Annotated in this window: 23 protein-coding genes and 1 pseudogene; 3 read left to right on the top strand and 21 right to left on the bottom strand. The window is 63.5% G+C overall.

The window, feature by feature from the left end; all coding sequences use genetic code 11:
* Window positions 1–65: 65 nt before the first annotated feature.
* From pnp to rimP, 8 genes are all read right to left on the bottom strand, one after another.
* Complete coding sequence (pnp, locus tag V1294_RS02760; protein ID WP_334495002.1) at window positions 66–2,219, bottom strand: polyribonucleotide nucleotidyltransferase; 2,154 nt, start codon at window positions 2,217–2,219, stop codon at window positions 66–68.
* Between the two features lie 318 nt (window positions 2,220–2,537).
* Entirely contained in the window at window positions 2,538–2,807 is a 270-nt protein-coding gene (gene rpsO, locus V1294_RS02755) for a 30S ribosomal protein S15 (protein ID WP_108512662.1), read from the bottom strand.
* Between the two features lie 2 nt (window positions 2,808–2,809).
* Window positions 2,810–4,009: a tRNA pseudouridine(55) synthase TruB gene (gene truB, locus V1294_RS02750; protein WP_334495000.1), complete on the bottom strand. Its 1,200-nt coding sequence runs from the start codon at window positions 4,007–4,009 to the stop codon at window positions 2,810–2,812.
* A complete protein-coding gene (gene rbfA / locus V1294_RS02745; protein WP_108512660.1) occupies window positions 4,009–4,422 on the bottom strand; it encodes a 30S ribosome-binding factor RbfA in 414 nt (137 codons plus the stop codon). Before rbfA ends, truB begins: the two co-directional genes overlap by 1 nt.
* Before the next feature lie 175 nt (window positions 4,423–4,597).
* A complete protein-coding gene (infB, locus tag V1294_RS02740; protein WP_334494998.1) occupies window positions 4,598–7,264 on the bottom strand; it encodes a translation initiation factor IF-2 in 2,667 nt (888 codons plus the stop codon).
* 77 nt (window positions 7,265–7,341) lie between these two features.
* Window positions 7,342–8,022 carry an RNA-binding protein gene (locus V1294_RS02735; RefSeq protein WP_334494996.1) on the bottom strand — a complete coding sequence of 227 codons (681 nt, stop codon included), beginning with the start codon at window positions 8,020–8,022 and terminating at the stop codon, window positions 7,342–7,344.
* Window positions 8,023–8,097: 75 nt separating this feature from the next.
* The gene (gene nusA / locus V1294_RS02730; protein WP_108512657.1) at window positions 8,098–9,708 is read right to left on the bottom strand and encodes a transcription termination factor NusA; all 1,611 of its coding nucleotides are present in this window, start codon (window positions 9,706–9,708) and stop codon (window positions 8,098–8,100) included.
* A gap of 3 nt (window positions 9,709–9,711) precedes the next feature.
* Window positions 9,712–10,503, bottom strand: coding sequence for a ribosome maturation factor RimP (rimP, locus tag V1294_RS02725; protein WP_334494994.1), 792 nt, complete (start codon window positions 10,501–10,503; stop codon window positions 9,712–9,714).
* A gap of 340 nt (window positions 10,504–10,843) precedes the next feature.
* Here rimP and V1294_RS02720 point away from each other — a divergent pair, with 340 nt between their 5' ends.
* Complete coding sequence (locus tag V1294_RS02720) at window positions 10,844–11,914, top strand: DUF2336 domain-containing protein (protein WP_334494993.1); 1,071 nt, start codon at window positions 10,844–10,846, stop codon at window positions 11,912–11,914.
* A gap of 113 nt (window positions 11,915–12,027) precedes the next feature.
* On the opposite strand, the gene trmB is transcribed toward V1294_RS02720, so the two are convergent.
* The 8 genes from trmB to miaB all read right to left on the bottom strand — a co-directional run bounded on the left by trmB (window position 12,028) and on the right by miaB (window position 20,502).
* Window positions 12,028–12,768 carry a tRNA (guanosine(46)-N7)-methyltransferase TrmB gene (trmB, locus tag V1294_RS02715; RefSeq protein WP_442895420.1) on the bottom strand — a complete coding sequence of 247 codons (741 nt, stop codon included), beginning with the start codon at window positions 12,766–12,768 and terminating at the stop codon, window positions 12,028–12,030.
* The gene (locus V1294_RS02710) at window positions 12,768–13,895 is read right to left on the bottom strand and encodes a M20 family metallopeptidase (protein WP_334494991.1); all 1,128 of its coding nucleotides are present in this window, start codon (window positions 13,893–13,895) and stop codon (window positions 12,768–12,770) included. Before V1294_RS02710 ends, trmB begins: the two co-directional genes overlap by 1 nt.
* 120 nt (window positions 13,896–14,015) lie before the next feature.
* On the bottom strand, window positions 14,016–14,432 hold the full coding sequence (locus tag V1294_RS02705) for a helix-turn-helix domain-containing protein (protein WP_108512652.1): 417 nt from the start codon (window positions 14,430–14,432) through the stop codon (window positions 14,016–14,018).
* Window positions 14,433–14,673: 241 nt separating this feature from the next.
* Complete coding sequence (gene lnt, locus V1294_RS02700; protein WP_334494990.1) at window positions 14,674–16,281, bottom strand: apolipoprotein N-acyltransferase; 1,608 nt, start codon at window positions 16,279–16,281, stop codon at window positions 14,674–14,676.
* The gene (locus tag V1294_RS02695; protein ID WP_334494989.1) at window positions 16,281–17,399 is read right to left on the bottom strand and encodes a hemolysin family protein; all 1,119 of its coding nucleotides are present in this window, start codon (window positions 17,397–17,399) and stop codon (window positions 16,281–16,283) included. Before V1294_RS02695 ends, lnt begins: the two co-directional genes overlap by 1 nt.
* Window position 17,400: 1 nt before the next feature.
* Window positions 17,401–17,922: an rRNA maturation RNase YbeY gene (gene ybeY, locus V1294_RS02690; protein ID WP_442895313.1), complete on the bottom strand. Its 522-nt coding sequence runs from the start codon at window positions 17,920–17,922 to the stop codon at window positions 17,401–17,403.
* Between the two features lie 83 nt (window positions 17,923–18,005).
* A complete protein-coding gene (locus V1294_RS02685) occupies window positions 18,006–19,061 on the bottom strand; it encodes a PhoH family protein (RefSeq protein WP_334487379.1) in 1,056 nt (351 codons plus the stop codon).
* 4 nt (window positions 19,062–19,065) lie between these two features.
* Window positions 19,066–20,502, bottom strand: a complete 1,437-nt coding sequence (gene miaB / locus V1294_RS02680) for a tRNA (N6-isopentenyl adenosine(37)-C2)-methylthiotransferase MiaB (protein WP_334494987.1) — start codon at window positions 20,500–20,502, stop codon at window positions 19,066–19,068.
* Between the two features lie 196 nt (window positions 20,503–20,698).
* On the opposite strand from miaB, the gene V1294_RS02675 reads away from it, so the two are divergent.
* Window positions 20,699–21,025, top strand: coding sequence for a hypothetical protein (locus tag V1294_RS02675; protein ID WP_334494986.1), 327 nt, complete (start codon window positions 20,699–20,701; stop codon window positions 21,023–21,025).
* On the opposite strand, the pseudogene V1294_RS02670 reads toward V1294_RS02675, so the two are convergent.
* From V1294_RS02670 to V1294_RS02655, 4 genes and pseudogenes are all read right to left on the bottom strand, one after another.
* Window positions 21,022–21,135: pseudogene (locus V1294_RS02670) on the bottom strand (IS5/IS1182 family transposase); the annotation flags it as partial. The gene V1294_RS02675 and the pseudogene V1294_RS02670 overlap by 4 nt on opposite strands.
* Window positions 21,136–21,296: 161 nt before the next feature.
* Window positions 21,297–21,797 (bottom strand): RpiB/LacA/LacB family sugar-phosphate isomerase, encoded by a 501-nt coding sequence (locus V1294_RS02665; RefSeq protein ID WP_334487373.1) that lies wholly within the window; start codon window positions 21,795–21,797, stop codon window positions 21,297–21,299.
* Window positions 21,798–21,834: 37 nt separating this feature from the next.
* Window positions 21,835–22,041: a hypothetical protein gene (locus V1294_RS02660; protein ID WP_334487371.1), complete on the bottom strand. Its 207-nt coding sequence runs from the start codon at window positions 22,039–22,041 to the stop codon at window positions 21,835–21,837.
* A gap of 83 nt (window positions 22,042–22,124) precedes the next feature.
* Window positions 22,125–24,068, bottom strand: a complete 1,944-nt coding sequence (locus V1294_RS02655) for a glycosyltransferase family 39 protein (protein WP_334494985.1) — start codon at window positions 24,066–24,068, stop codon at window positions 22,125–22,127.
* 19 nt (window positions 24,069–24,087) lie between these two features.
* Between V1294_RS02655 and V1294_RS02650 the strand changes: the two genes are divergently transcribed.
* Entirely contained in the window at window positions 24,088–24,267 is a 180-nt protein-coding gene (locus V1294_RS02650; RefSeq protein ID WP_334487367.1) for a hypothetical protein, read from the top strand.
* Here the strand turns inward: V1294_RS02650 and V1294_RS02645 are convergent.
* Window positions 24,264–24,938, bottom strand: a complete 675-nt coding sequence (locus V1294_RS02645) for an HAD family hydrolase (protein WP_334504470.1) — start codon at window positions 24,936–24,938, stop codon at window positions 24,264–24,266. The genes V1294_RS02650 and V1294_RS02645 overlap by 4 nt on opposite strands.
* Between the last annotated feature and the right edge of the window lie 11 nt (window positions 24,939–24,949).

Here is a 24,949-nt window from a genome sequence, read left to right as displayed (position 1 = left end):
AACGCAGGCGGATAACAAAAAAGGGCGGCCTTTCGGCCGCCCCTTGTTCACATTCCAGCGATGCCTTACTCGCCGGCGGCTTCGCGCTGCGGCGCTTCAGCCTTCTGCTTGGCCTCGAGGTCCTCGCCGGTGGCCTGATCAACCACCTTCATCGACAGCCGGGTCTTGCCGCGGTCGTCGAAGCCGAGCAGCTTGACCTTGACCTTGTCGCCTTCCTTGACGACGTCGGAGGTCTTCTGCACGCGCGCCGAAGCGAGCTGGCTGATGTGGACGAGGCCGTCCTTGGCGCCGAAGAAGTTCACGAACGCGCCGAACTCCATCACCTTGACCACGGTGCCTTCGTAGATCTGGCCGATCTCCGGATCGGAGGCGATCGACTTGATCCACTTGATCGCGGCCTTCATCGCCTCGCCGTCGTTGGAGGCGACCTTGACGGTGCCGTCGTCCTCGATGTTGACCTTGGCGCCGGTCTTCTCGACGATCTCGCGGATCACCTTGCCGCCGGTGCCGATCACTTCACGGATCTTGTCGGTGGCGATCTTGAAGGTTTCGATGCGCGGCGCGTATTCGCCGAGCTCGGCACGGGCATTGGTCAGCGCCTTGGACATTTCGCCGAGGATGTGGATACGCCCGTCCTTGGCCTGGCCGAGCGCGACCTTCATGATCTCCTCGGTGATGCCCTCGATCTTGATGTCCATCTGCAGCGAGGTGATGCCCTGGTCGGTGCCGGCGACCTTGAAGTCCATGTCGCCGAGATGATCCTCGTCGCCGAGAATGTCGGACAGAACCGCAAAGCGCGAACCTTCCAGAATGAGACCCATCGCGATACCCGCGGTCGGCCGCTTCAAGGGAACGCCCGCATCCATCAGCGCCAGCGAGGCGCCGCACACCGAGGCCATCGACGACGAGCCGTTGGATTCGGTGATCTCGGAGACCACGCGCACCGTGTAGGGGAATTCGTGGTGCGGCGGCAGGACGGGATGGATCGCGCGCCAGGCGAGCTTGCCGTGGCCGATCTCGCGGCGCTTGGTGCCGCCGAGGCGTCCGGTTTCACCGACCGAGTAGGGAGGGAAGTTGTAGTGGAGCAGGAACGTCTCTTTGTACGTTCCCGACAGCGCGTCGATGTACTGCTCGTCCTCGCCGGTGCCGAGCGTGGTTACGACCATCGCCTGGGTTTCACCACGGGTGAACAGCGCCGAACCGTGGGCGCGCGGCAAGACGCCGACTTCGGCGATGATGTTGCGCACCGTCTTGGCGTCGCGGCCGTCGATGCGCTTGCCGGTGTCGAGGATGTTCCAGCGAACGATCTTGGATTCGAGTTCCTTGAACACGGCGGCGATGCGCAGCTTGTCGTATTTCGGCTCTTGCCCTTCCGGGAAGTAGTGCGCCATCACCTTTTCCTTGGCCTTGCCGACCGCGGCGTAGCGGTCCTGCTTGATCGGAATGGCGTAGGCTGCGCGCAGCTCCTGCTCGATCAGGCCGAGCATTTCCTTTTCAAGCGCGCTTTCGTCGATGACCTTGACTTCGCGCGGCTCCTTGGCGGCTTTCTCGGCTAGTTCGATGATCGCCTTGATCACCGGCTGGAAGTGGCGGTGGCCGAACATCACGGCGCCGAGCATGATGTCTTCGTTGAGCTCTTTGGCTTCCGATTCCACCATCAGCACGGCATCCGCAGTGCCGGCGACGACCAAGTCGAGCTGGGTCTCGACCATTTCGTCGAGCGTCGGGTTGAGCACATACTCGTCGTTGATGAAGCCGACGCGGGCAGCCCCGATCGGGCCCTTGAAGGGAGCGCCTGATATCGTCAGCGCCGCCGAGGAGGCGACCAGCGCCAGGATATCGGGATCGTTTTCCATGTCGTGCGACAGCGTCGTCACGATCACCTGGGTTTCATTGCGCCAGCCGTCGACGAACAAGGGCCGGATCGGGCGGTCGATCAGGCGGGAGACCAGCGTCTCCTTTTCGGTCGGACGTCCCTCGCGCTTGAAGTAGCCGCCGGGAATGCGGCCCGCCGCGTAGGTCTTTTCCTGATAGTCGACGGTCAGCGGCAGGAAGTCGACACCTTCGCGCGGCGACTTCGCGGCGACAACGGTGGCGAGCACGACGGTCTCGCCATAGGTGGCGATCACGGCGCCGTCGGCCTGACGGGCGATCTTGCCGGTTTCCAGCTTGAGGGGACGTCCACCCCAGTCGATCTCGACGGAATGCTTATTGAACATAGTGGTTTCTTTCATCGGTTCACGAGAGAGCGGCGCCCAAAAACACAAAGACCATGCGCAAGATTGCGGGACGCTGATCGCAATACGAGATCAGCGTCCGGCGATCCTGCCATGGTCTTTGTCTTTCGGATGGCGTCCATCCTCTCGGCAGTCACGGGCACCTTGCCCTGTCCAGCGGCCGGATTGCTGCTGGACGTTGTCGAGCATGATCCTTATCGGACGATGCTCTTGCGCATGATCGTCTCCGAAAAATTCGGAGTCCGTTTGTTCGGAAGATCACGCGAAAACGCGCGCAGACAGCGCGCGTACTCTCTCAAATCAACGACGAATGTTATGCTTTTCGAGCAACGCCTTGTAGCGCGCCTCGTCCTTCCTCTTGATGTAGTCGAGAAGGGAACGGCGCGTCTGCACGAGCTTCAAAAGGCCGCGGCGTGAATGATGGTCCTTCACGTGGCTCTTGAAGTGGCCCGTGAGATTGTTGATGCGTTCCGACAGGATCGCAACCTGAACCTCGGGCGAACCGGTGTCGCCGGCTTTGTTGGCATTCGTCTTGATGACTTCCGCTTTGCGTTCGGCGGTAATCGACATCGTCAAACTCTCTCATTGCTGCGACCGGGACTGGCAGTCAGTCCGGTCAGGTTGAACACGCGCTTGGGGATGAGTTCGCCATTGCCAATTTCGGCGAGGGCCAGAAGCCGGCCTGCCACCGTGACATAGACTGTGCCGCTACTATTGGGCGCATCCCGTCCGCGCAACAAAACGGCCTGGCCCCTGTGGAGCCTTGCCGCATCAGCCCGTGTGACGGCCAGTGCCGGGATGTCGTCCAGCGCGGTCTCAACGGGCAAAAGCGCGTCGGCGAGGCTTCCCTCGCCAGACGCGGCTCTATTGCATAAAGCCTCCAACTCTTCCAGCGGAATCATGTCCGCCTCGCGGAATGGGCCGACCAGCGTCCGCCGCAACGCGCAGATATGGCCGAAACAGCCCAGAATCCGGCCGATATCGCGGGCCAAGGCCCGGACATAGGTGCCCTTGCCGCACTCCGCCTCGAACACGGATTGGCCGTTATCTCCATGTTCTACAAGGGTTAATTCGTGAATCTCGACCGGGCGGGGCTTCAATTCGACGGTTTCGCCGTCCCGCGCCAGGTCATAGGCGCGCTCGCCCTGGACCTTGATCGCGGAATATTGCGGCGGGATCTGCTCGATCAGGCCGGTGAAGCGCGGCAGCAGGGCCCGGATCGCGTCGGCGGACGGCCGCAGCTCGCTGGTCTGGGTCGCACGGCCCTCGGTATCGTCGGTATCGCGCTCCTCGCCCCAGGCGACCGTGAAGCGGTAGCGCTTGCGGCCATCCATTACGAAGGGCACCGTCTTGGTTGCCTCGCCGAGCGCGATCGGCAGCCCGCCGGACGCCAAAGGATCGAGCGTGCCGGCATGGCCAGCGCGCCTGGCCTGGAACAGGCGCTTGAGCACGGCAACCGCGTGCGTCGAGGTCATGCCGATCGGCTTGTCGAGAATTACCCAGCCATGAACGTCGCGCTTGTCGCGGCGCGGCTGGTTGTTCTGGCGCGGCTGCTTGGTGCGGCGTGGATCGTTGTTGCCGCGGCGCTGGCCTTCATCGAGGCGGCGCTCGCCGTCGCCAGCGCGGCGCTCGCCGTCGCCGGCGCGAGGTCCGTCGCCGCCAGCGCGACCTTGGTCGTCGCTATGCGACTCACTAGAAAAAATATTTTTTTCGGTGTCCTGCGAATCGGCAGTTTGCTGCGCAATCCCGCCGTTGGCGGTGGGCATAATCATCACTTGTCGTCCGAATCGGGTGCGAGGTCTCTTTGCACCGCAGGTGTTCTCAGTAATTTCTCGATCCGTTCCGCTTCGTCGAATCGTTCGTCGACGCGAAAGCGAAGGTCAGGGGCAAATTTCAGGTTAACGCGGTGAGCGATCTCGCCGCGCAGGAACTTTTTGTTACGCGCGAGCGCCGCGAGCACGACATCGGTATCGCGGCCGCCGAGCGGCATCACGTAAATCGTCGCAAGCTTCAGGTCAGGCGACATCCTCACCTCGGGAACGGTGATGATTTGGCCTTCCAGGTCGGGATCGTGCACGTTACCCTGCGACAGAATATCGGCGACGGCATGGCGCACGGTCTCGCCGACGCGCAATTGCCGTTGCGAGCCGCCGGGGGCGGAACCCTTGGTATGATGGCGAGGCATTGTCGGAAATCCCAATTGTCGTCATCACCCGCCTTATGGGCAGGTGATCCAGCATTCCGTGGCCGAAGTTAATTGCGCTGACTACTGGATGCCCCGCCCCAATGCGCAATTGCGCACAAGGCGGGGCATGACGGTTTACTTCAATAAAATCCGAGGCTCTTCGTAAGACTTGGACTTACAGAGAGCGCTGGATGGTCTCCACGCGATAACACTCGATCACGTCGCCGACACGCATGTCGCCGTAATTTTCGAACGCCATGCCGCATTCCTGGCCGGACTGCACTTCCTTCACTTCATCCTTGAAGCGCTTCAGCGTCGAGAGCTTGCCTTCATGCACGACGACGTTGTCGCGGATCAGGCGCACATTGGCGCCGCGTTCCACGGTGCCGTCGGTGACGCGGCAGCCGGCGACCTTGCCGACCTTGGAAATGTTGAACACTTCCAGGATCTGCGCATTGCCCAGCATGGTTTCGCGCAACGTCGGCGCGAGCAGGCCGGACATCGCCTTTTTGATGTCGTCGACGAGATCGTAGATGATGTTGTAGTAGCGGATTTCGATGCCGTTGCGCTTGGCGGCCGCCGCGGCTTCCTTGTTGGCTCGCACCGAGAAGCCGATGATCGCGGCGTTGAAACCTTCCGCCAGCGTAACGTCGGATTCGGAGATGCCGCCGACGCCCGCATGCAGGATGCGGGCTGCGACTTCGTCGGTGCCGAGTTTCTCCAGCGAACCCAGAATGGCTTCGAGCGAGCCCTGCACGTCGGCTTTCACGATCAGCGGGAATTCCTTGCGGCCCGCGGTCTTGAGCTGCGACATCATCTGCTCGAGCGAGCCGCGCATGCCGGAAATCGAGGCGGCGGCGTTCTCGCGCTTCTGGTGGGCGCGATAGCTCGTGACCTGGCGGGCGCGGGCTTCGTTCTCGACCACGGCGAGGCGGTCGCCGGCTTCCGGAGGGCCGTTGAAGCCCAGCACTTCGACCGGCACCGAAGGTCCGGCCTCGTCGAGGTTCTCGCCCTGGTCCGAAATCAGCGCGCGGACGCGGCCCATCTCGGCGCCGGCCACGATGATGTCGCCGACCTTGAGCGTGCCGCGCTGCACCAGCACGGTGGCGACCGGACCGCGGCCGCGATCGAGCTTGGCTTCGATCACGGTGCCTTCGGCGGGGCGTTCCGAGTTGGTCTTGAGGTCGAGCAGTTCGGCCTGCAGCGCGATCATCTCGAGCAGCTTGTCGAGATTGGTCTTGTTCTTGGCGGAAACCTCGACGTCGACGACTTCGCCGCCGAACGATTCAACCTGAACCTCGTGCTGCAGCAGTTCGGTGCGCACGCGTTCCGGCTTGGCATCGGGCTTGTCGATCTTGTTGATCGCGACGATCATCGGAACCTTCGCCGCCTTGGCGTGGTTGATCGCTTCCACCGTCTGCGGCATGACGCCGTCATCGGCCGCCACCACCAGGATCACGATATCGGTGACCTTGGCGCCGCGCGCGCGCATCGCGGTAAACGCGGCGTGGCCGGGCGTATCGATGAAGGTGATCTTCTTGCCGCTTTCCGGCGAGGTCACCTGATAGGCGCCGATATGCTGGGTGATGCCGCCGGCTTCGCCCGACACCACGTTGGCGTGGCGAAGCGCGTCGAGCAGCGAGGTCTTGCCGTGGTCGACATGGCCCATCACGGTGACGACCGGCGAGCGCGGCTCGGTATCGGTGGAATCGTCGACGACGTCGAACAGGCCCTCTTCGACGTCGGACGCGGCGACGCGCTTGACGGAATGGCCCATTTCCTCGGTGATCAACTGCGCGGTGTCGGCGTCGATCACGTCGGTGATCTTGTGCATCGCGCCCTGCTTCATCAGCAGGCGGATGACGTCGACCGCGCGTTCCGACATGCGGTTGGCGAGTTCCTGGATCGTGATCGCTTCCGGGATCACCACTTCACGAATAAGCTTTTCCTTCGGCTCGTTCGCGGCGTGGCCCTTCAGGCGCTGGGTGCGGCGGCGGAACGAGGCGATCGAACGCTCGCGCACGTCGTCGGCATTGAGCGCGGTGACCAGCGTCAGGCGGCCGCGTTCCTTCTGCGGACCCGGCTTGTGGGTCGTCTTCGGGGGCGTCACGGCACGGACGGCGCCGCCGGGGCCGCGACGGACCTGGCGCGGACCTTCATCCTCGTCGGAACCATCGGCGGCAACGCCGGGAGCGCGCGCGGGTGGCACCGCCGCGGTAGCCGGACGGGCGCCAGCCGGGCGGGCTGCGGCCGGTCGGGCTGCAGCTGGTGCCGGTGTCGTCGCCGCGGTTGCGGTCTTGGCCTCGGCCTCGCCAAATCGCTTCTTGGCTTCGACTTCGGCCTTGCGCTTGGCTTCCTCTTCCAGCCGGTGCCGTTCTTCCTCGGCCTTGCGGCGGGCTTCGGCGGCTTCGCGTTCGGCCTGTTCGATGCCTTCACGGCTGGCGCGGCGCTTGGCTTCTTCCTCGGCCAGCCGCCGTTCCTCGACTTCGCGCACCTTGGCGTCGGCCAGCGCGCTCGCGCGCGCCGAACGCTCGTCTTCCGTTAGCGTCCGAAGCACCACGCCGGAGCCGCTTCGCGCTGCGCCGGGCGCTGCCGCGGGGCGGGAGAGGGGGGGCTTTGCAGCGGGCGCCGGCTTGGCGGCGACCGGCTCGGGCGCGTGCGTTTCGGTGGCGGGCGCGTCGCCGCCGACGCGGCGCTTGCCACGCTTCTCGACCACGACCTGCTTGGTCCGGCCATGGCTGAAGCTCTGGCGCACGGTGCCCGTCTCGACCCGCGGCTTTAGCGTCAAGGTCTTGGTCGGAACACTCAGAGTCTTGTCGCCAGGCGTTTTGGTATCAACCATTCAGCAGTCCTAATCTCGTTACGTTGTGCGCATCCGCACAGTCATTGAAGCAAGGCTTCGGAACCAATCTTCGTCAGTCAGAATTTCTGGCCGCCATCCCCGGTCTTGTCGTCGTCGTCCATCCGGTATCGAACCAGGATCTGGCAGCGCGACAGGAACGTTTTGCTCGCCGGGCCCGCGAGCAGCGCAGCATGTATCACATTTGACCGGCCCAGTGCCAAATCCAATTGTGCCGAGGTTAAAGCGGTAACGATCGGTAAACCCCGCGATTCACCGATATTTCCGGTCCTTTGCCCGGCGATAGCGTCCAATTTGCGGATTCCGTCGGCCGCGCCGTCGGAAGCGTGGATCAGGGCTCCGGCCCTGCCCTGTTCGAGCAGGCCCTCGACCTTGGCAAAGCCGGAAATGACCTGCCCGGCCTTGGCCGCCATGGCCAGCGCCTCGGTGCAGCTTCGTTCCAGCAGGGCCTCGGTATCGGCGGGAAGGGTCGGTGCAACCCGAACGTCGCGCTTGAACCCTCGCTTAAATTGGTGACGCCGCACCGCTTCCGCAACGGTCCGGCGCGAGGCCTGGACCCACAGGCCACGGCCGGGCAGCTTGCGCTTCAAATCGGGGATTACGTCGCCCGACGGGGCGACCACAAACCGGATCAGCTCGTCGATCGGGCGGACCTCGCGACTGACCGCGCACATCCGCATGGTCGCGGACTTGTCGGTCCGCGGCCCATGGTCGAGATCGGGATCAGCCAAAGCGAGCATGCCTGTTTAGTGGCTCCGGTCATCTGCGCACGGTCTGTGCGCAGAAAAGATTTTCGGTTTTGCGGAACACCCGCATTACGCCGTCTGGTCTTCGGTGGTCTCGGCCGCCTCGGATTGCTTGGCGAGTTCGGCCTCGGTGATCCAGCCGGCGATCACGCGGGCCTGCATGATCATGCGCTCGGCATCGTCGCGCGAGATCTCGTTTGCGTCGAGAATGCCGGGGAACTTGGTCGGCTCGCCGCCTTCCTTGCGCTCGGTCCAGCCGACAAGATCGTCGGTCGCACAGCCCGCCAGATCCTCGACGGACTTGATGTCGTTCTCGCCGAACTTGACCAGCATCTTCGAGGTCACGCCGGGCACCGTCTTCAAAGCATCATCCACGCCGAGCTCCTTACGCTTGTTTTCCAGCTCCGTTTCGAGCTGTTCCAGGTATTCTCTCGCCCGGCTCTGCAGCTCGTTGGCGGTTTCTTCGTCAAAGCCTTCGATGCCGGCCAGTTCCTTGGCGTCAACCAGCGCGAGTTCCTCGACCGAGGTAAAGCCTTCCGACGCCAGCAATTGGCCAACGACCTCGTCGACGTTCAGCGCTTCCATGAAGACGCGGGTCGAGTTCTCGAAATCGGCCTGGCGGCGCTCGGATTCTTCCTGCTCGGTGAGGATGTCGATGTCCCAGCCGGTCAATTGCGAGGCAAGGCGGACATTCTGGCCGCGGCGGCCGATCGCCAGCGAGAGCTGGTTGTTGGTGTCGGGGACCACCACCTCGATCCGCTCGCGGTCTTCGTCGATCACGACCTTGGCGACTTCGGCAGGCGCCAGCGCGTTGACGACAAAGGTCGCGATGTCAGGCGACCACGGAATGATGTCGATCTTCTCGCCCTGCAGTTCGTTCACCACGGCCTGCACGCGCGAGCCGCGCATGCCGACGCAGGCGCCGACCGGATCCACCGAGGAATCCCTCGAAATCACGCCGATTTTCGCGCGCGAGCCGGGATCGCGGGCCACCGCCTTGATCTCGACGATGCCGTCATAGATCTCAGGCACTTCCTGCGCGAACAGCTTGGCCATGAATTGCGGATGAGTGCGGGAGAGGAAGATCTGCGGTCCGCGGGTTTCGCGGCGGACATCGAAGATGTAGGCGCGGACGCGGTCGCCGTTGCGGAACACCTCGCGCGGCAGCATTTCGTCGCGGCGGATGATGGCCTCACCGCGGCCGAGATCGACGATCACGCTGCCGTATTCGACGCGCTTGACGACGCCGTTGACGATATCGCCGATGCGGTCCTTGAATTCCTGGTATTGCCGGTCGCGCTCGGCTTCGCGGACCTTCTGCACGATCACCTGCTTGGCGGATTGCGCGGCGATGCGGCCATATTCCAGCGGCGGCAGGGTGTCGGCGATGGTGTCGCCGACCTGGGCGCCCGGGTTGGCGCGCTGCGCGTCCGCCAGCGAAATCTGGTTCGAGGAGTTCTCGACCTGCTCGACGACAAGCATGTGGCGCGACAGTCGCAGCTCACCCTTCTTGGCGTCGATCTCGGCGTGAACATCGGTCTCGCTGCCGTAACGGGCGCGGGCCGCCTTGGCGATGGCGTCTTCCATCGCAGCGATCACGATCCCGCGGTCGATCGACTTTTCGCGGGCGACCGCGTCTGCGATCTGCAGCAGTTCGAGTTTGTTGGCACTGACGGCCATAGCCTAGTCTCCTTCGGTAGGATCGAGGTCGCCTCTGCGCAGTCTTTCTGCGGCGAGGCGGTGTTTCTTGGTATTGGTCGGCTCGGGCTTTTTGGGCTCCAGCTTCTTGCCAGTCTTGCTTCCGGTCTTGGGCTTCGGCTTGTTGCTCCTGGCCGGGTCGCTTTTTTTGGCGTGCGGCGGCGGTGGCGGCGCCAGCCCGAGATTCTGTTTCAATTCGCGCTCGGCGGCCTTGCCGCGCCGCATCGATTCCGCAATCAATTCGTCGGTCAAAACCAGTCGCGCATCGGAAATGTCTTCCATCACCAGCAGCACGTCGGCATCTTCGCCCGCGCGTATGTCATCCCGATGTAACCGCACGGCATCGCCTTCGACGCCGCCGAGCGTACCACGGAAACGCTTGCGGCCCTGATGGGCGACAGCCATCTCGACCTTCACGAGATGACCGGCGTAGCGCTCGAAATCGGAGCGGCGCACCAGCGGTCGATCGATGCCCGGCGAGGATATCTCCAACCGGTAGGCGCGGTCGATCGGATCGGCGACGTCGAGCACCGGCGACAGCGCCCGCGATATCGCCTCGCAATCCTCGATCTGCATCGTACCATCAGGCCGTTCGGCCATGATCTGGACCGTGCAGCCGGCCTCGCCTGAAATCTTGATCCGGACCAGCCGGTAGCCCATTCCCTGCAAAACCGGTCCGGCCACCGCCGATACCCGCGCGGCGGCGCCCGGCTCGACGACGAGACGGGGCTCGGCCAGCAACTCGGCATCCACGGAACCAGCAGTTGGATCGGTCATGTCCAGGGTCAAAAGCGTCTTGCTTGCATGGGTTTAGGCCGGGCCTTAACCGGCGGTCCGGCCGGTTCCCCGAACCGCGCCTTTAAGGCCCTTCTGGGCCGGGCTCGTTCAGGTAATAAAAAAGAGCGGGTCCCGGGGGGCCCACTCTCAATACGCGATCGTATGAGAACCATAAGTTGGGGCGGATATAGCGGTTTTTGCGCAATCCGACAAGGCCCGGGATCCCGTTAAGTCCGATTTTGCCAAGCTTTGCGAGCGGGGGCAAAGTCTAACCCTTCATTCACGAACCCTGCCTAGATTTCCCGAAAACCAGCCAATTCAGGCCGGTTTGAGTGGGTTTATGATAATTTCACCATCGCTGATCCCGGAACTCGACGACATTGTCAGTCGTGGCGACCCCAAGCGTCGCGCCGATGCCGCGCGCCGCATCAGCGAGCTTTTCTTGCAAGGGGCGGCGAGCTTCCGCTCCGATCACGTCGATCTGTTCGACGGAGTCCTGACCAGTCTCGTCCCGCATGCCGAGATTGAAGCGCGCGCCGAGCTCGCCGAGCGCCTGTCGCTGCTGGCGAACGCGCCGCGTGGTCTGGTCGGCCAGCTTGCCCACGAAGATGAGATTGCCATCGCAGGCCCGCTGCTGCGCCGCTCGCCGGTCATCGACGAAAAGATGCTGGTCGAAATCGCGTCGATGAAGGGTCAGGGTCATCTGCTGGCGATGGCGGAACGGCCGACGCTTTCATCCGATCTCACCGACGTCATTGTCGCCCGCGGCGAACGCGACGTCATCAGGCGGACCGCCGGCAATGCGGGCGCAGCCTTTTCCGAGAACAGCTATTCGACGCTGATCAAGCGCGCCGGCCAGGATGGCGTGCTGACCATCAAGCTTGGCCAGCGCGACGATCTGTCACCTACGAATCTGAAGGAGCTGCTCTCCGGCTCCATCGACGTCATCCGCCGCCGCCTGTTCCAGGTCGTCAAGCCCGAGCGGCAGGCCGACATCCAGCAGGCGATGGCCGCCATCACCGGCCCGTCCGAACGCGAGGAGCGGCGCGACTTCATGCCGGCGCAGCGCACGGTGCTGAAGCTCCACCGCGAAGGCATGCTCGGCGAAGGTGCATTGCTCAATTTTGCCAGGGCCTTCAAATACGAGGAGTCGATCGCCGCGCTGTCGGCGATGACCGGCGTCAAGATCGAAACCCTCGATCGCCTGATCGGTGGCGATCGCTACGATCCGATCCTGATCGCCGGGAAGTCCATCGATATCGAATGGGCGACCGTGCGCGCGCTGATCCTGCTTCGGCTCGGTCCGAACCGGACGGCATCCCCCGCCGACATCGAAAGCGCGCGGGTGAACTACGTGCGCCTGATGCCCTCGACCGCCCAGCGCGTCGTCGCGTTCTGGAAGACGCGGTAATCCGGCCTCAGGCCCTCTCCGTCATCGCGAGCGAAGCGAAGCAATCCATCTCTCCGCTTGCCGAGCAATGGATGGCTTCCGGGCTCGTGTGCGCACGCCCCGGAAAGACGGCTCTAACCAACCCGCCGAAACCGCAGATACGCCGCCACGCGTCCCTCGCGCTCGGCCTTGCGGCCGTAGCGCGTCATGGTGTAGCCGTCCCACGGCCTTTGCCAATCGATGGCGCGCTCCGCGGTCCAGAGAAAATCGGAGCTGCGCATCAGATGCGCCAGCGTCCACGCGCAGTAATCGTCGATGTCGCTGACGAAACGGAATTCGCCGCCGTCTTTCAGGATGCGCGCCATTGCGTTGACGGTAGCGTCCTGCACGAAGCGCCGCTTCCAGTGCCGCCGCTTCGGCCAGGGATCGGGATGGATCAGATCGATCCGCGCCAGCGATCGCGGCGGAGCCCAGGCCAGCAATTCCGCGGCGTCGCCGGCATAGAGCCTGATATTGCCGATGTTGTGGGCTTCGATCTGCGTCAGGATCTTGGCCATGCCGTTGACATAGGGCTCGCAGCCGATGAACCCGATATTCGGAAAGGCTTGCGCCTCCGCGATCAGATGCTCGCCGCCGCCAAATCCGATTTCGAGCCTGACATCATCGATCTCGCCTTCGAAGAGATCGGCGAGACGCTCCGGCGCGCCCGTTCCGATATCGAGCGCCAGATGCGGCAGCAGATTATCAATCAGGTCGGCTTGGTGGATGCGAAGCTTGTGACCCTTGCGGCGGCCGAAGAACGAGCCGCGCGCATGTGCCGACGCGCCGTCATCCGGCGTCGCGTCGCGGTCGCCGGTATCGCGCGGGGCGGTCATCATCGCAGCGTCTGGTACAGCCGGTACAACAGCCGCGCCCTCGGCTCGATCGAGGAGATGTACATCTGCTCGTAATGGGTATGCGCGCCCTGGCCGTCGACGCCGAGCCCGTCCAGCGTTGCGGTATGCGGCGCGGTAAAATTGCCGTCGGAGCCGCCGCCGGTCGACGTATCGACCAGATCGAAACCGATCTCCGCCGCAATCGTTCTGGCATGCTCGTAAAGCGCGGCCCCGGCATTGCTCTTTTCGTAAGGCGGGCGGTTCAACTCGCCGATCACCTTGACGGTGACGCCCTCGGTGCGCGATTTCAGATTGAGGATTTTCGCCGTGATTTCGTCGGAATCCGAAATGGTCGGCACGCGCAAATCGACCTCGGCATAGGCCTCCTCCGCGACCACGTTCGGCTTTGTGCCGCCGCGGACCACGCCGACATTGACGGTGATGCCGCGCGCCAGATCGTTCATCGCCGCCAGCGTCTGGATGACATTGCCGAGTTCGCGAATGGCGCTGCGGCCGTCCTCGGGCCTGGTGCCGGCATGCGAGGGCACGCCCTTGATGAAAACCTCAAAGCGCCCGACGCCCTTGCGCCCCGTCACGATCTTGCCGCCGTCGCGCGCCGGTTCGGTGACCAGCACATATTTCGCTTTCCGTCCCTCGGCCTCGATCAGCGCGCGCGACGTCGGGCTGCCGATCTCTTCATCGGAGACATAGAGCTGGGTGATGCCGAGCGATGGCCACGCGCCGTCAGTGCAAACCTGGCGAAACGCGTGATGGGCGAGATAGGCGCCGCCCTTCATGTCGTAGATGCCCGGGCCGAATGCGCTGTCGCCCGCGATCCGGAACGGCAGCCGCTCGATGAAGCCAAGCGGATGCACCGTATCGAGATGGCTCAACACCAGGATTCCCGGAGCGTCCTGCCCCCATGACGAGCGCGCCACCAGATGATCGCCGCAGCCGGAGTGCCCGGCGATCCGCTCCACGGTGGCGGGCAGGCCGCGATAGCTTTCAGCGACGAGGTCGGCGAGCTTGTTGACCTGTTCGGGCGCTTCGGTGGGGGTCTCGATCTCGACCCAGCGGCGGATGCCCTCGAGGATCGTCATGGAATCGAACGGATTGGGTGTCGTCATGTCGTATCCGATACGGCGTCATTCTCCGATGCGCAATTGCACATCGCGGACTCGCACCAACGTGTCCGAAATGATGGCATATTCCAGAATACGAAATTATCAAACCGGCGCGGATGAAAATCAGCGCTGATCGGGGCCATCGCGCGACGCGATCTGCTCGACCAGCTCGACGATCGAGCGCCGCATTTTGGAATCGCCGATGCGCGTGAACGCCCGCGTCAGCGCGAGACCCTCCGATGTGGCGAGGAAATCGGACACGTAGGCCGGGGAGGCGCCTTCGGCGAAGCCGTTGCCATTCACCGCGCCGCTTGGCCCGCCATCGAACAGAAACGACACCGGGACCTGCAATATCTCGGATATCTGCTGCAGGCGGCTGGCGCCGACCCGGTTGGTGCCTTTCTCGTATTTCTGAACCTGCTGGAAAGTAAGGCCGAGCGCTTCGCCCAGTTTTTCCTGGCTCATGCCCAGCATGATGCGGCGCATCCGGACGCGGCTGCCGACATACTTGTCAACCGGATTGGGCGCTTTGGTGGACATCTGCATCGCTCCTGGATTGGCGCCGGGAATGAGGCAGTGGAAGGCCTGTGCCCCAGGCGCCGATACCGTCAAATCTGCTCGGAGGATCGGGTAGAATTGCGGGACGATCTGAGCAATGAAGTGACTGGTTGTTGTTATTCTCTTGCAACCGCAGAAAGCGAATCGCAGGCTGTCTGTCAACTGGTGGAACCGCACAGTCAGCTTTTTTAGTAAACCAGTGACAATTGGCGATGTGCAAATCTCAGGCAGCCTGCTTTGCCGCGCGGCGTCTGACGATGAAGATCAGGGCGGCGGCCACGATGATGGCGGCCGGGATATCTCCAAGACGAGCATAAACCGTCGGCGGCAGCGCCGACGGCAGGCTGGCATCGAGCACGCCTTCGATGCCGAGACCGAGCCGTGCCACAATTCGTCCCGAGGGATCGATCACCGCCGAGATGCCGGTGTTGGCGGCGCGCACCATCGGCAGCCCCTCTTCGATGGCGCGGAGCCGCGCCTGTTGCAGGTGCTGATAGGGGCCCGTCGAATTTCCGAACCAGCCGTCATTGGTCAGGTTGACGATCCATCCGGGGCGGTCATCACGCGCTGCAATATTCCCGGGAAAAATCGCTTCGTAACAAATCAGCGGCAGCGCGCGCGGCGCATTCGGGATCTCCGTCGTGCGGCGCCGCGCGCCCGGAATGAAGCCGCCATGCACCTTTGTCAGCTGCACGAAGCCGAGCTTTTCCATCCACTCCTGAAACGGCAGATATTCGCCGAACGGCACCAGATGCAGCTTGTCGTAGACGGACAGCACGCCACCGTCATGGTCGATCACATATATCGAGTTGTAGGCGCGGCTGACGCGGGCGCCAGGCGGTCCGTCCGGGGCGCGCACCGAGCCGGTCATCAGCACCGTGCCCTTCGGCAGCAGCTCGGCGATCTGCGCCATCGCGTCCGCTTCCCGCGTCAGGAAGAACGGGAAAGCCGATTCCGGCCAGATCAGGATCTGCACGTCGCGCACGCCGGTGGATTGCGGTCCGGAAGCGCGGTCGGACAGAGCAAGGTATTTCTGCATCACCTCCGCCTTGGCGGCATAGTTGAATTTGACGTCCTGCTGCAGGTTCGGCTGCATGATGCGTAGCCTGACCTTGGTCAATGCGGTCGGCTGCAGCGCCAGCCGCGCGGCGCCGTAGACACCCATCGCGATGAGCAGCGACAGCGCCGCCACCGGCGCGAGCCAGGGCTTTCGGCCGCGCGAAGACCCGTCAATCAGCGCCGCCGGGCTCGCAAAGATCGCTACGCTGAGGAAGGTCATGCCCCACAGCCCGATCAGCGATGCCGTCTGCGCCAGCGCCAGCGGCTCCGACAGCGCGTAGCCGAAGGCATTCCAGGGAAAGCCCGACAGCACATAGCCGCGCAGCCATTCGCTGACCGTGAGCCCGATCGCGAGCGCCAGCACCCGCGAGGCATCCCGCGTCCAGATCAGCCGCGCCAGCGCGAAGCCGAGCGCGGGAAACAGGGCCAGGTAGGCCGGCAGGCCGAGCACCGCGAACGGCATCAGCCAGGCAAAGGTCGGCGCGTCGACCAGGAAGGCGTTGCCGGTCCAGTAGAGCCCGGGCACGAAATAGCCGAGCCCGAACCAGAAGCCTGATAGTGCCGCTGCCGGCACGCCGCGCCATTTTCCGGCCGCGGCCCCGTCGATCAGCCAGACCGCGACCGGAAAGGTGATGAACAGCACCGGCCAGGCATTGAACGGTGCCATCGACAGCGCCGACATCGCGCCCGCGACCAGCGCGATCGCGGCGCGCTTCCAGCCCCAGGCGAGGATGATCGAGAGTCCCGCCACGCGGAATTTGCTTGGAGGCATCACTGCGAGCCGGCTCCGTCGCTGGAGCTCGGTGGCGTGTTGTCATTGGCCTGCGGCGTGCTGCTATCGGGCGCGCTCTCGCGGCGGCTGCGCTCGCGCGCCGTGCGCGGCGTCGGACGTTCCTTCCGAATCCCGATCCGCAGCCGCTTGACCCGCCGCGGATCGGCATCGAGCACCTCGATCTCGAAATTGCCCGGGCCCGCAATGATCTCGCCGCGCACCGGCAGACGGCCGACCTGCGCCACCAGGTAGCCGCCCAGCGTCTCGACTTCTTCGCCGGCCTCGCCGGTGACGAATTCCTCGCCGATCATTGTGCGCGCATCCTCGAGGCTGGCGCGGGCGTCGGCGATGAATGCATTGTCTCCCTGCCGGATGATCGATGGCGGCTCGTCGCTGTCGTGCTCGTCGTCGATCTCGCCGACGATCTGCTCGACGATGTCCTCGATCGACACCAGCCCGTCGGTGCCGCCATATTCGTCGACCACCAGCGCCAAATGGATGCGCGAGGCCTGCATCTGCGCCAGCAGGTCGATCGCCCGCATCGACGGCGGCACATACAGCAGCTTGCGGATGATGTTGGCTTCCGCCAGCGGCAATGCGAGGTCGACCGCGCGCAGGTCAAGGCCCGCCGGGAACGGCTTCTTGCGCTTCGGCTTGGTGGTGTCGCCGACCCGCGCCCTCGCGGTCATGAACGCCAGGAGGTCGCGGATGTGAACGATGCCTTCGGGATCGTCGAGCGTTTCGTTGTAGACCACAAGTCGCGAATGCGCCGCGCTTTCGAACAGGCTCATTAGTTCGCCGAGCGGAATATCCCGCTTCACCGCGACGATGTCGGCGCGATGCACCATCACGTCGGCGATCCGCCGCTCGTTGAGGCCGAGGATGTTGCGCAGCATGGTGCGCTCGATGGCGGAGAAGCCGACATCATCCGGGGTGGAGGCGTCGAGCACGACCTGCAGATCGGCGCGGACCGATCCTGCCCTCCAGCCGAACAGCGTGCGGATCGCGCGCATCAGCCAGCTGTCGGCGGTCGGACGCAGCACCTCGCCCTCCTGCACCACTGCTGGCAGGTTGGGCGTGTCCCGCGGATTGTCCTGTATCGGGTCGGAGTCCGGCATTTTAGTCCATCCGCTCCCGGTCCGCATGCGGGTCTCGGTCCGCATACGGATCTGGAATACCGAGCTGCGCGAGAATCTCCCGTTCGAGACCTTCCATGGCTTCGGCGTCGTCGTCTTTCTCGTGATCATATCCGATCAAATGCAGGAACCCGTGGATCGCCAGATGGCTGAGGTGATGATCGAACGGCTTTTCTTCGTCGTCGGCCTCTTTCCGCGTGGTCTCGTAGGCAATGGCGATATCGCCGAGCATCCGTGGCGCGTCGGCAGGCGCGCTTGCGCTCGGCTGCAGCGCCGGAAACGACAGCACGTTGGTCGGCTTGTCGATGCCGCGCCAGTTGCTGTTGAGCGTGCGGATGCCGGCATCGTCGGTCAGCATGACGGCGAGCTCGGCCTCGCCGACATCGGCATCGGCGATTTCGGCCGCCGCATTGATGGCGCGATGGATCACCGCCTCGGCGTCCGGCTCGGTCTGCCAGCAATCGGCGACGACCAGAACTTCGGTGAGGGGCAGGGCGGACGACACGAGCGTTCCAGCGCTTTGCATTGCCATGTTCGGGTTACGCCCCGGGCCTGCCTGCGGCAGGTCCGGCGCCGACGATTTCTGGGTCAAGATTTGTTGGTTGCCGGTTTTTGCGGCAATCCCTCATAGGCGGCGACGATCCGCGCCACCAGTTCATGGCGGATGACGTCTTCCGCGGTGAATTTCACCTGCGAAATGCCCTCGACGCCGTCGAGCAGCTTGACCGCTTCGGCAAGCCCCGAGGCCTGTCCGTTCGGCAGGTCGACCTGCGACGGATCGCCGGTGATGATCATGCGGCTGTTCTCGCCGAGCCGGGTCAGGAACATCTTCATCTGCATCGAAGTGGTGTTCTGGGCTTCGTCGAGGATGATGACGGCATTGGTCAGCGTGCGGCCGCGCATGAACGCCAGCGGCGCGATCTCGATCTCGCCGGCCTGCAGCGCGCGCTCGACGATGCGCGAATCCATCAAATCGTACAGCGCGTCGTAGATCGGCCTTAAGTAAGGATCGACCTTTTCCCGCAAGTCGCCAGGCAGGAAGCCGAGCCGCTCGCCGGCCTCGACCGCGGGCCGCGACAGGATGATGCGATCGACTTCCTTGCGTTCGAACAATTGCGCGGCATGCGCCACCGCAAGCCAGGTCTTGCCGGTGCCTGCGGGGCCGACGCCGAACACCATCTCGTGGCGCTTCAACGCACGAATGTAGGAATCCTGCGCGGCGGTGCGTGCCCGCACCGGACGCTTGCGCAGGTTGATGGTCTCGAACGACGATTTGGCGGTCTTGGCGTCGAACTCGAACAGCGAGCCCTGGGCCAGCACGGCACGGATCGCGCCTTCGACTTCGCCCTGCGAGAGGTCATGTCCCTGCAAGGCCTGGGCATAGAGCGTCTCCAGCACGCGCCGCGCGGCGTCGCAGCCGTCGCGGGAGCCGGCGATGGTGATGTGGTTGCCGCGGGAATCGACGACGATACCGAGCCGCCGTTCGACCAGCGCCAGGTTTTGCCCGTAGGGGCCGACCAGCGCGGAAGCGGCGCGGTTGTCGTCGAAGTCGATGACGACCTGGGTCTCGGGCGGAACTTGCATGTCGCGGTCAAATTTGCGGCTGGGAGCTAGCGAAGGCGAATCCGATGCGCTTTTTGGCAAGGGTTCAGGCTCCCTGAGTTTCTTGAGAAGGATTGGTTTCTTGAGAAGAAAGGGTCATGGATGAAAGCGTTGATGGTGCAGCGTCAGCGGGGGCGGCTGCGAGTTCGCCGAGCAGGCTGTAACGCTCGAGGCTGCCGATCGTGACCGGCAGCACCTGTCCGATGATGTCAGGCGAGGCAAAGACATGCGCGGGCTGAAGGTACGCGGTGCGGCCGACGATCTGGCCGGGATTGCGGGCCGCGCGTTCGAATAGCACATCGACGGTGTTGCCAATCATGGCCTTGTTGAAGGCCGATTGCTGGCTGTCGATCAATTCCTGAAGCCGCACCAATCGCTCGTCCATTTCAGCCGCTGACACCGTCTCCTGCATGTCCGCCGCCGGCGTGCCGGGCCGAGGCGAATATTTGAACGAATACGCCCCAGCGTATCCGATTTGCATGACAAGCGCGAGGGTCGCGGCAAATTCTCCCTCGGTTTCGCCGGGGAAGCCGACGATAAAATCCGATGAAAAAGCAATGTCTTGGCGGGCTGTGCGAAAACGGTCGATGACGCGGCGATAATCATCGGCGGTATGCTTGCGGTTCATGGCCGCCAGGATCCGGTCGGAGCCGGACTGCACCGGAAGGTGCACGAACGGCATCAGCGCGGCGAGATCGCGATGCGCCGCAATCAGCGAATCGTCGACGTCGCGGGGATGGCTGGTGGAGTAACGCAGCCGCACGATACCCTCGATTTCGGCAAGCCGATGCAGCAGCCTGCCGAGCGGCCAGGTCCGTCCGTCGGGGCCTTCGCCGTGATAGGCGTTGACGTTCTGGCCAATGAGCGTGATCTCGCGCACGCCGTTGTCGGCGAGCCGCTTCACGTCGTCGACAATCTTCGCCACCGGGCGCGAGACTTCCGCGCCGCGCGTATAGGGCACCACGCAGAAGGTGCAGAACTTGTCGCAGCCTTCCTGCACGGTGACGAAAGCGGAAATGCCGCGCGCGCGGATCGCATCCGGTTTGGGAGCCGGGAGAAAACCGAACTTGTCCTCCACCGGGAATTCGGTCTCGAGCGCACGGCCTTCGCTCTTCGCGCGCGCCAGTAATTGCGGCAGATGATGATAGCTCTGCGGCCCGACCACGACGTCGACAACAGGCGCGCGGCGGATGATCTCCGCGCCCTCGGCCTGCGCCACGCACCCCGCGACCGCGATGCGCATCTCGCGGCCGTTACGCGCCGCCTCATCCTTGGCGACCCGCAGCCGCCCGAGTTCGGAGTAGACCTTTTCGGAAGCCTTCTCGCGGATGTGGCAGGTGTTGAGGATCACCAGATCGGCATCCTCGGCACTGGCTGTCTCCACAAAGCCTTCGCCCGCCAGCGTGTCCACCATGCGTTGCGCATCGTAGACGTTCATCTGGCAGCCATAGGACTTGATATGCAGCTTGCGCGGCGGCTTCATGGAACCTTGGGTGTCGGGCTTATGGGGCGCCAATCCGGCGTCAGGGGGTCAATTATAGGCTCGAGAGCCGGAAATCCAGCGTCATACCCCTTATTCCGAGGCGAAAACCTTGCGTTTGGCGGGGCGATGGCCTGTTATCCATCGCGTTTGGAACAAGAATAGTCGCGCAAATCAGCGTACCGGGGGGAATTGCATCATGTCTCGTTTCGCCACAGCTCTATTTACATGCCTTACCGCCGCGGCCCTTGCGGGTGGCCCTGCGTTGACGCCCACGATCGCCATGGCTGCACCTGGGAAGGCTGCGCCTGTGGCCAAGGCTGACAGGGCCGCGCTAAAGACGGCCATTGTTGCATGCAAGGCGCGGGCGAAGGGCGAAAAAGTGAAGTGGCTCGCGCGCCGGAAGTACGTCAACAATTGCGTGACCGAGAAACTTAAGGACCGTCCCCACATCGACGTTATGGACGTGCTCAAGAACCATCCGGACATGAAAGATCTTCCGATGGAGAAATACGACGCCAGTTAGAGCGCGGACTCATTGGCACGCAACCAAATGCGGATTGATGCAAGCTTGACGAACGCTAGATAGTTGGCGGCGAGTTTGTCGTATCAGGTTGCGACACGCCGACATTGCTTGCGAGCGACTCATATCTTGGTAATCATTGTCCACGATGCTGGCTCCGTGCTGGTGCATGCGAACGATGGAGGTGTCGATCATCTGCCGGCCGCGTCGTGACCGGCGGCCAGTGCATCCATGATCCGGTCCCAGACGCCAGCCTGCCGCCTTCCAAAACATATTACGAAACTTGATCTATCTGAGTAATCCTGCGTGCGTGGCGCGCTTCTCCGGGAAACGGTGCTGCGAGCCAGCGCGTGACGGCGTCTTTGGCTTGATCGAGAGTAAGAAACCGAAGGCCGAGGGAGAGCGCATTTGCGTTGTTGTGTTCGCGCGTCGACATGAGAATATCCAGATGTTTTCCGGAAGCGTCCACTTGCTCGTTCCCAGGATCACCATAGTAGAGCGCGCAGCGAACGCCTTTAAACCTGTTCGCTACGATTGCTTCGCCTTGTCCGGAAGCCCCGGCAACGATGGCACGACTGTCTTTCCCTGCAGCGACGTCTTCCGAAAGTTTCTTGGCGGCAACGGCAATGATTCCCGGGTAGTCGTCCCGCGGATCGTTTACCAGGGCACCGCAGTCTTCGACTTCGCATTTGAGTTGATCGCGGACATATTCGACAAGCTTATTTTTGGCATCAAATCCGGCATGGTCCGACGCGAAATACACTTTGATGGCCATATCGTAGCGCCTTCAGACTAGGAGTTTTTTCCAGTCTTTAGATAAATTTCCAAGTGGTCATGCTGCTGGAAAGCATGCCATCGAGGCCTTTAACCGAGATTCGAACCGTCCGATACCAGGTTTCTGCCGCAAGAATCATTTGTCCGCTGGCTCGGATGGCGGTGGCGAACGATCGCACGCTGCTCGCTCGCGACGAAACAGCGCTGAGCCGCTTGAGTCCGGTTGTGGAGCGCTTTTCGGACATGGCGCGACCCGACTTTAGTCCGTTATGCGCACCAAAACGGACGTCCGCCGACTGCTCTGAATTTATGAGTTCACGCCCCAGATCTATCTGGGCTGCTGGCGAGCGGCCTCTCCCGACCGGTTGCCGTTTGCATTATCCCAGAGATCGAACAGTTCGGGCGGCGGAACCTCTACCCATTCGTTGCCGAGGTTGATGCGGTAGGGGGTGCCGCTCGAAGCGGCCAGGCGCCACAATTTTGGATCGACGGGGCGGCCGTGGGCGCGCACCCATCGCGCGATCGGATCCAGCGCCGCCGCCTGCTTTGCCGGCGCCAGGGTAAATCCGCCCAGCATCACGAAGCGCAATTGCCTGTCTGCGGCCAGCCGTTCGACGTCCGAAGCCGTCAGGATCGGATCGTCGCCGAGATAGCCGCCGATCGCCATGACCGGCAGGCCGGTCGAGATAATGAGCGGCGCAGCGACGTTGGCGTTGGGAACAGCGACGAGAAAGTTCGCGGCCTCGCGATTGGCGGTCAGGTAACTGATGAGCTTCTGGCGGCCGGCGTCCAACCGCGATGTCCGCATTGCCTGGCGCTCCGTATCTGACGGCGCGAGCAAAGCGGTCATGTTCGCAACCGGCGCCGCGATGTTCGGGCGCCTCAGAACGACGCTCGCGGCGGTCAGGATCGGCGGAACGAGCAGCGCGCCAATGGAAGCGACCGCGAGCAGTTTTGCGAAACTGCTGCCCTGCTGCGGCAATGCATAAAGAACGGCCGCGCAAATCACGGCGATCCCGATCGAGGTGAGCCATGTCAGGCTGAGCCAATCGGATCCGATTCCCTCGGATGGCGCCATGCAGAGATAGATTTGCCAAGAGGCCGTGGCCACGATGATCAGCGGCAGATATATCCGCCCGGACTTGCCCGCTTTCCATCTCGACCAGAGGCCTGCGACAGCGATGCCGGAAAACACGGCGAGCGGCGGACCGAGCACGGCGACATAGTAGGTGTGGATCAATCCGCCGGCAAAGCTGAGCACGATCCAGTACAGCACGAGCCAGCCGGTCCACACGCCGGCGCTGACGCGGCGTGACACGGGCGCGCCCGGACTTCGTGCGTCCAGCCAGGCGAGAATGAGGCCCGCGAGCGCGAGCGGCAGCAGCCAGGCGAACTGCGCCGCGGCCCGCGGCCGAAACAGGCGGAGCGGGCCTGTCGGCGAGTCGTCGGTCATCACGGGTTGCCGGACTGCCGTGGTTGCCGGCGCCGTCGCGCCGGAGGCGGCGGGCGAGGAGATGGCCGGATTGCCTGCGGGCGTGGACATTGCAAGGAAGCGGGCCGCGCCATTATGCACCAATGCGAGCTCAAGCATGGAATTGTGCCTGGTGCTGCCCGCATAGGGCCGGTCCCGGGCCGGCGTGAGATCGAAGAAGGTCGCCCATGACAGCGATATGGCAACGAGGACGATGCCTGCGATGGCTTGTCGCCCGAGGTGCCAGGTGACGGGAGCGCCGGGCCGGGCGAGGCTGAACGTCAGGGCCAGTACCGGCGCCAACACCAGCGCGGCTCCCATCTTGACGTTGAAGCCGATGCCGATCGCGGCCATCGCGGCGCAGAGCATCGCGAGCCGGCCGGTTTCGGCAGCCCGCATCCCCAACCACACGGCGGCCAGCAGCACCAGGATGAGACAGCTCTCGGTATTGTTGGAACGGTCGACGGCGACATTGACCGGGCTCAGCGCGAGCGACAGCGCGGCGATAAGTCCTGCCGTCCGGCCCCAATATTTCCGCACCAGCGCGTAGATGATCACTACCGCGGCCAATCCCGCCATCACCTGGGCGAGCAGAATCGAAAGCGCGCCAAAGCCGAGCAGCTTGGCGCTGGCGACCTGCAGCCAGATCGCCACCGGCGGCTTGTCGATGGAAACAAAGCCTGCGGGGTCGAACGCGTTGAAGAGAAAATTGTGCCAGCTATCCAGCATGCTGCGCACGCCCGCGGCGTAGTATTGCCTTCCAAACTCGTTCTGTGAAAGCTGCCAGGTTCGCGCAAGCATAGCCACCGCCGCAACGAGCGTGAGCGACGAGGCCGTCTTCAATATTTGGTTGTCGGGTAATCTTGGGATGCGCCGCTCCCCTCGCGCAGGTTCACCTGAAACTATCACCTGCGGGTTCCGTGCCCAGTTAACTCGCGGCAAGATTGTTGATCTGATGTCGGCGGCGACGCCGGACTTCAACCAAGCGATGCTGATCTAGCTGACCTTTCGACCGATGCGTGCAATCAGGTCGGGCAGTTGCCGCATATCGTCGAAGATCATGTCCGCTCCGGCGGCGCACAGCTTCTCGGCGTGGCCCGGCTGACAATGGCTGCCGCCGTGGAAACCGAGCACGGTCATGCCGGCGGCGCGGCCGCCGGTGACGCCAGGAACGCTGTCCTCGATAACCAGGCACTGGGCCGGTTGCACCTTCATCTGCTCGGCCGCGAATAGAAACAGATCGGGCGCCGGTTTACCGCGGCTGACCTGCGTAGCGGAGAAAATATGCGGCGCGAGTTGGTCGTAGAGGCCGGCGCAGCTGAGCCCGTGGCGAATCTTTTCGGGCGTTCCGCTGGAAGCGACGCATTTAGGCAGGCGTATCGCGCCAATGGCGTCGCCGACATGTGCGATCGCCTGCAAATCGCCCTCGTAAAATTTCAGCGTGGCCGCCTTCACCTGTTGTTCGAAGTCATCGGGTAGTTTTCGGTCGATCTCGCGTTCGATCGTTTGGCGCGCCTCGCGGTCAGACACACCGAGAAACCGTTCGAGTACCTGTTCCGATGTGATCGGGTAGCCGTGACGCGTCAATGTCTCGGCATGCGCGCGGCATGAAATGACTTCGCTGTCGACCAGCACGCCGTCGCAATCGAAAATGATGAGATCGAAATTCACGAAAAGTGGTT

Origin of the sequence: Bradyrhizobium sp. AZCC 1678 (assembly GCF_036924765.1) — a bacterium.
Taxonomy (GTDB): domain Bacteria; phylum Pseudomonadota; class Alphaproteobacteria; order Rhizobiales; family Xanthobacteraceae; genus Bradyrhizobium; species Bradyrhizobium algeriense.
This window is presented reverse-complemented; position numbering and strand designations above follow the sequence as displayed.

Bases quoted from the DNA above. Each gene is read 5' to 3' on its own strand.
- pnp (WP_334495002.1), bottom strand. From the start codon at position 2,219: ATGTTCAATAAGCATTCCGTCGAGATCGACTGGGGTGGACGTCCCCTC.
- V1294_RS02655 (WP_334494985.1), bottom strand. From the start codon at position 24,068: ATGCTTGCGCGAACCTGGCAGCTTTCACAGAACGAGTTTGGAAGGCAA.
- lnt (WP_334494990.1), bottom strand. From the start codon at position 16,281: ATGCCTCCAAGCAAATTCCGCGTGGCGGGACTCTCGATCATCCTCGCC.
- V1294_RS02665 (WP_334487373.1), bottom strand. From the start codon at position 21,797: ATGGCCATCAAAGTGTATTTCGCGTCGGACCATGCCGGATTTGATGCC.
- V1294_RS02695 (WP_334494989.1), bottom strand. From the start codon at position 17,399: ATGCCGGACTCCGACCCGATACAGGACAATCCGCGGGACACGCCCAAC.
- truB (WP_334495000.1), bottom strand. From the start codon at position 4,009: ATGATTATGCCCACCGCCAACGGCGGGATTGCGCAGCAAACTGCCGAT.
- V1294_RS02720 (WP_334494993.1), top strand. From the start codon at position 10,844: ATGATAATTTCACCATCGCTGATCCCGGAACTCGACGACATTGTCAGT.
- V1294_RS02735 (WP_334494996.1), bottom strand. From the start codon at position 8,022: ATGCTCGCTTTGGCTGATCCCGATCTCGACCATGGGCCGCGGACCGAC.
- trmB (WP_442895420.1), bottom strand. From the start codon at position 12,768: ATGACCGCCCCGCGCGATACCGGCGACCGCGACGCGACGCCGGATGAC.
- rpsO (WP_108512662.1), bottom strand. From the start codon at position 2,807: ATGTCGATTACCGCCGAACGCAAAGCGGAAGTCATCAAGACGAATGCC.
- V1294_RS02660 (WP_334487371.1), bottom strand. From the start codon at position 22,041: ATGTCCGAAAAGCGCTCCACAACCGGACTCAAGCGGCTCAGCGCTGTT.
- V1294_RS02710 (WP_334494991.1), bottom strand. From the start codon at position 13,895: ATGACGACACCCAATCCGTTCGATTCCATGACGATCCTCGAGGGCATC.
- miaB (WP_334494987.1), bottom strand. From the start codon at position 20,502: ATGAAGCCGCCGCGCAAGCTGCATATCAAGTCCTATGGCTGCCAGATG.
- rimP (WP_334494994.1), bottom strand. From the start codon at position 10,503: ATGACCGATCCAACTGCTGGTTCCGTGGATGCCGAGTTGCTGGCCGAG.
- infB (WP_334494998.1), bottom strand. From the start codon at position 7,264: ATGGTTGATACCAAAACGCCTGGCGACAAGACTCTGAGTGTTCCGACC.
- nusA (WP_108512657.1), bottom strand. From the start codon at position 9,708: ATGGCCGTCAGTGCCAACAAACTCGAACTGCTGCAGATCGCAGACGCG.
- V1294_RS02705 (WP_108512652.1), bottom strand. From the start codon at position 14,432: ATGTCCACCAAAGCGCCCAATCCGGTTGACAAGTATGTCGGCAGCCGC.
- rbfA (WP_108512660.1), bottom strand. From the start codon at position 4,422: ATGCCTCGCCATCATACCAAGGGTTCCGCCCCCGGCGGCTCGCAACGG.
- V1294_RS02675 (WP_334494986.1), top strand. From the start codon at position 20,699: ATGTCTCGTTTCGCCACAGCTCTATTTACATGCCTTACCGCCGCGGCC.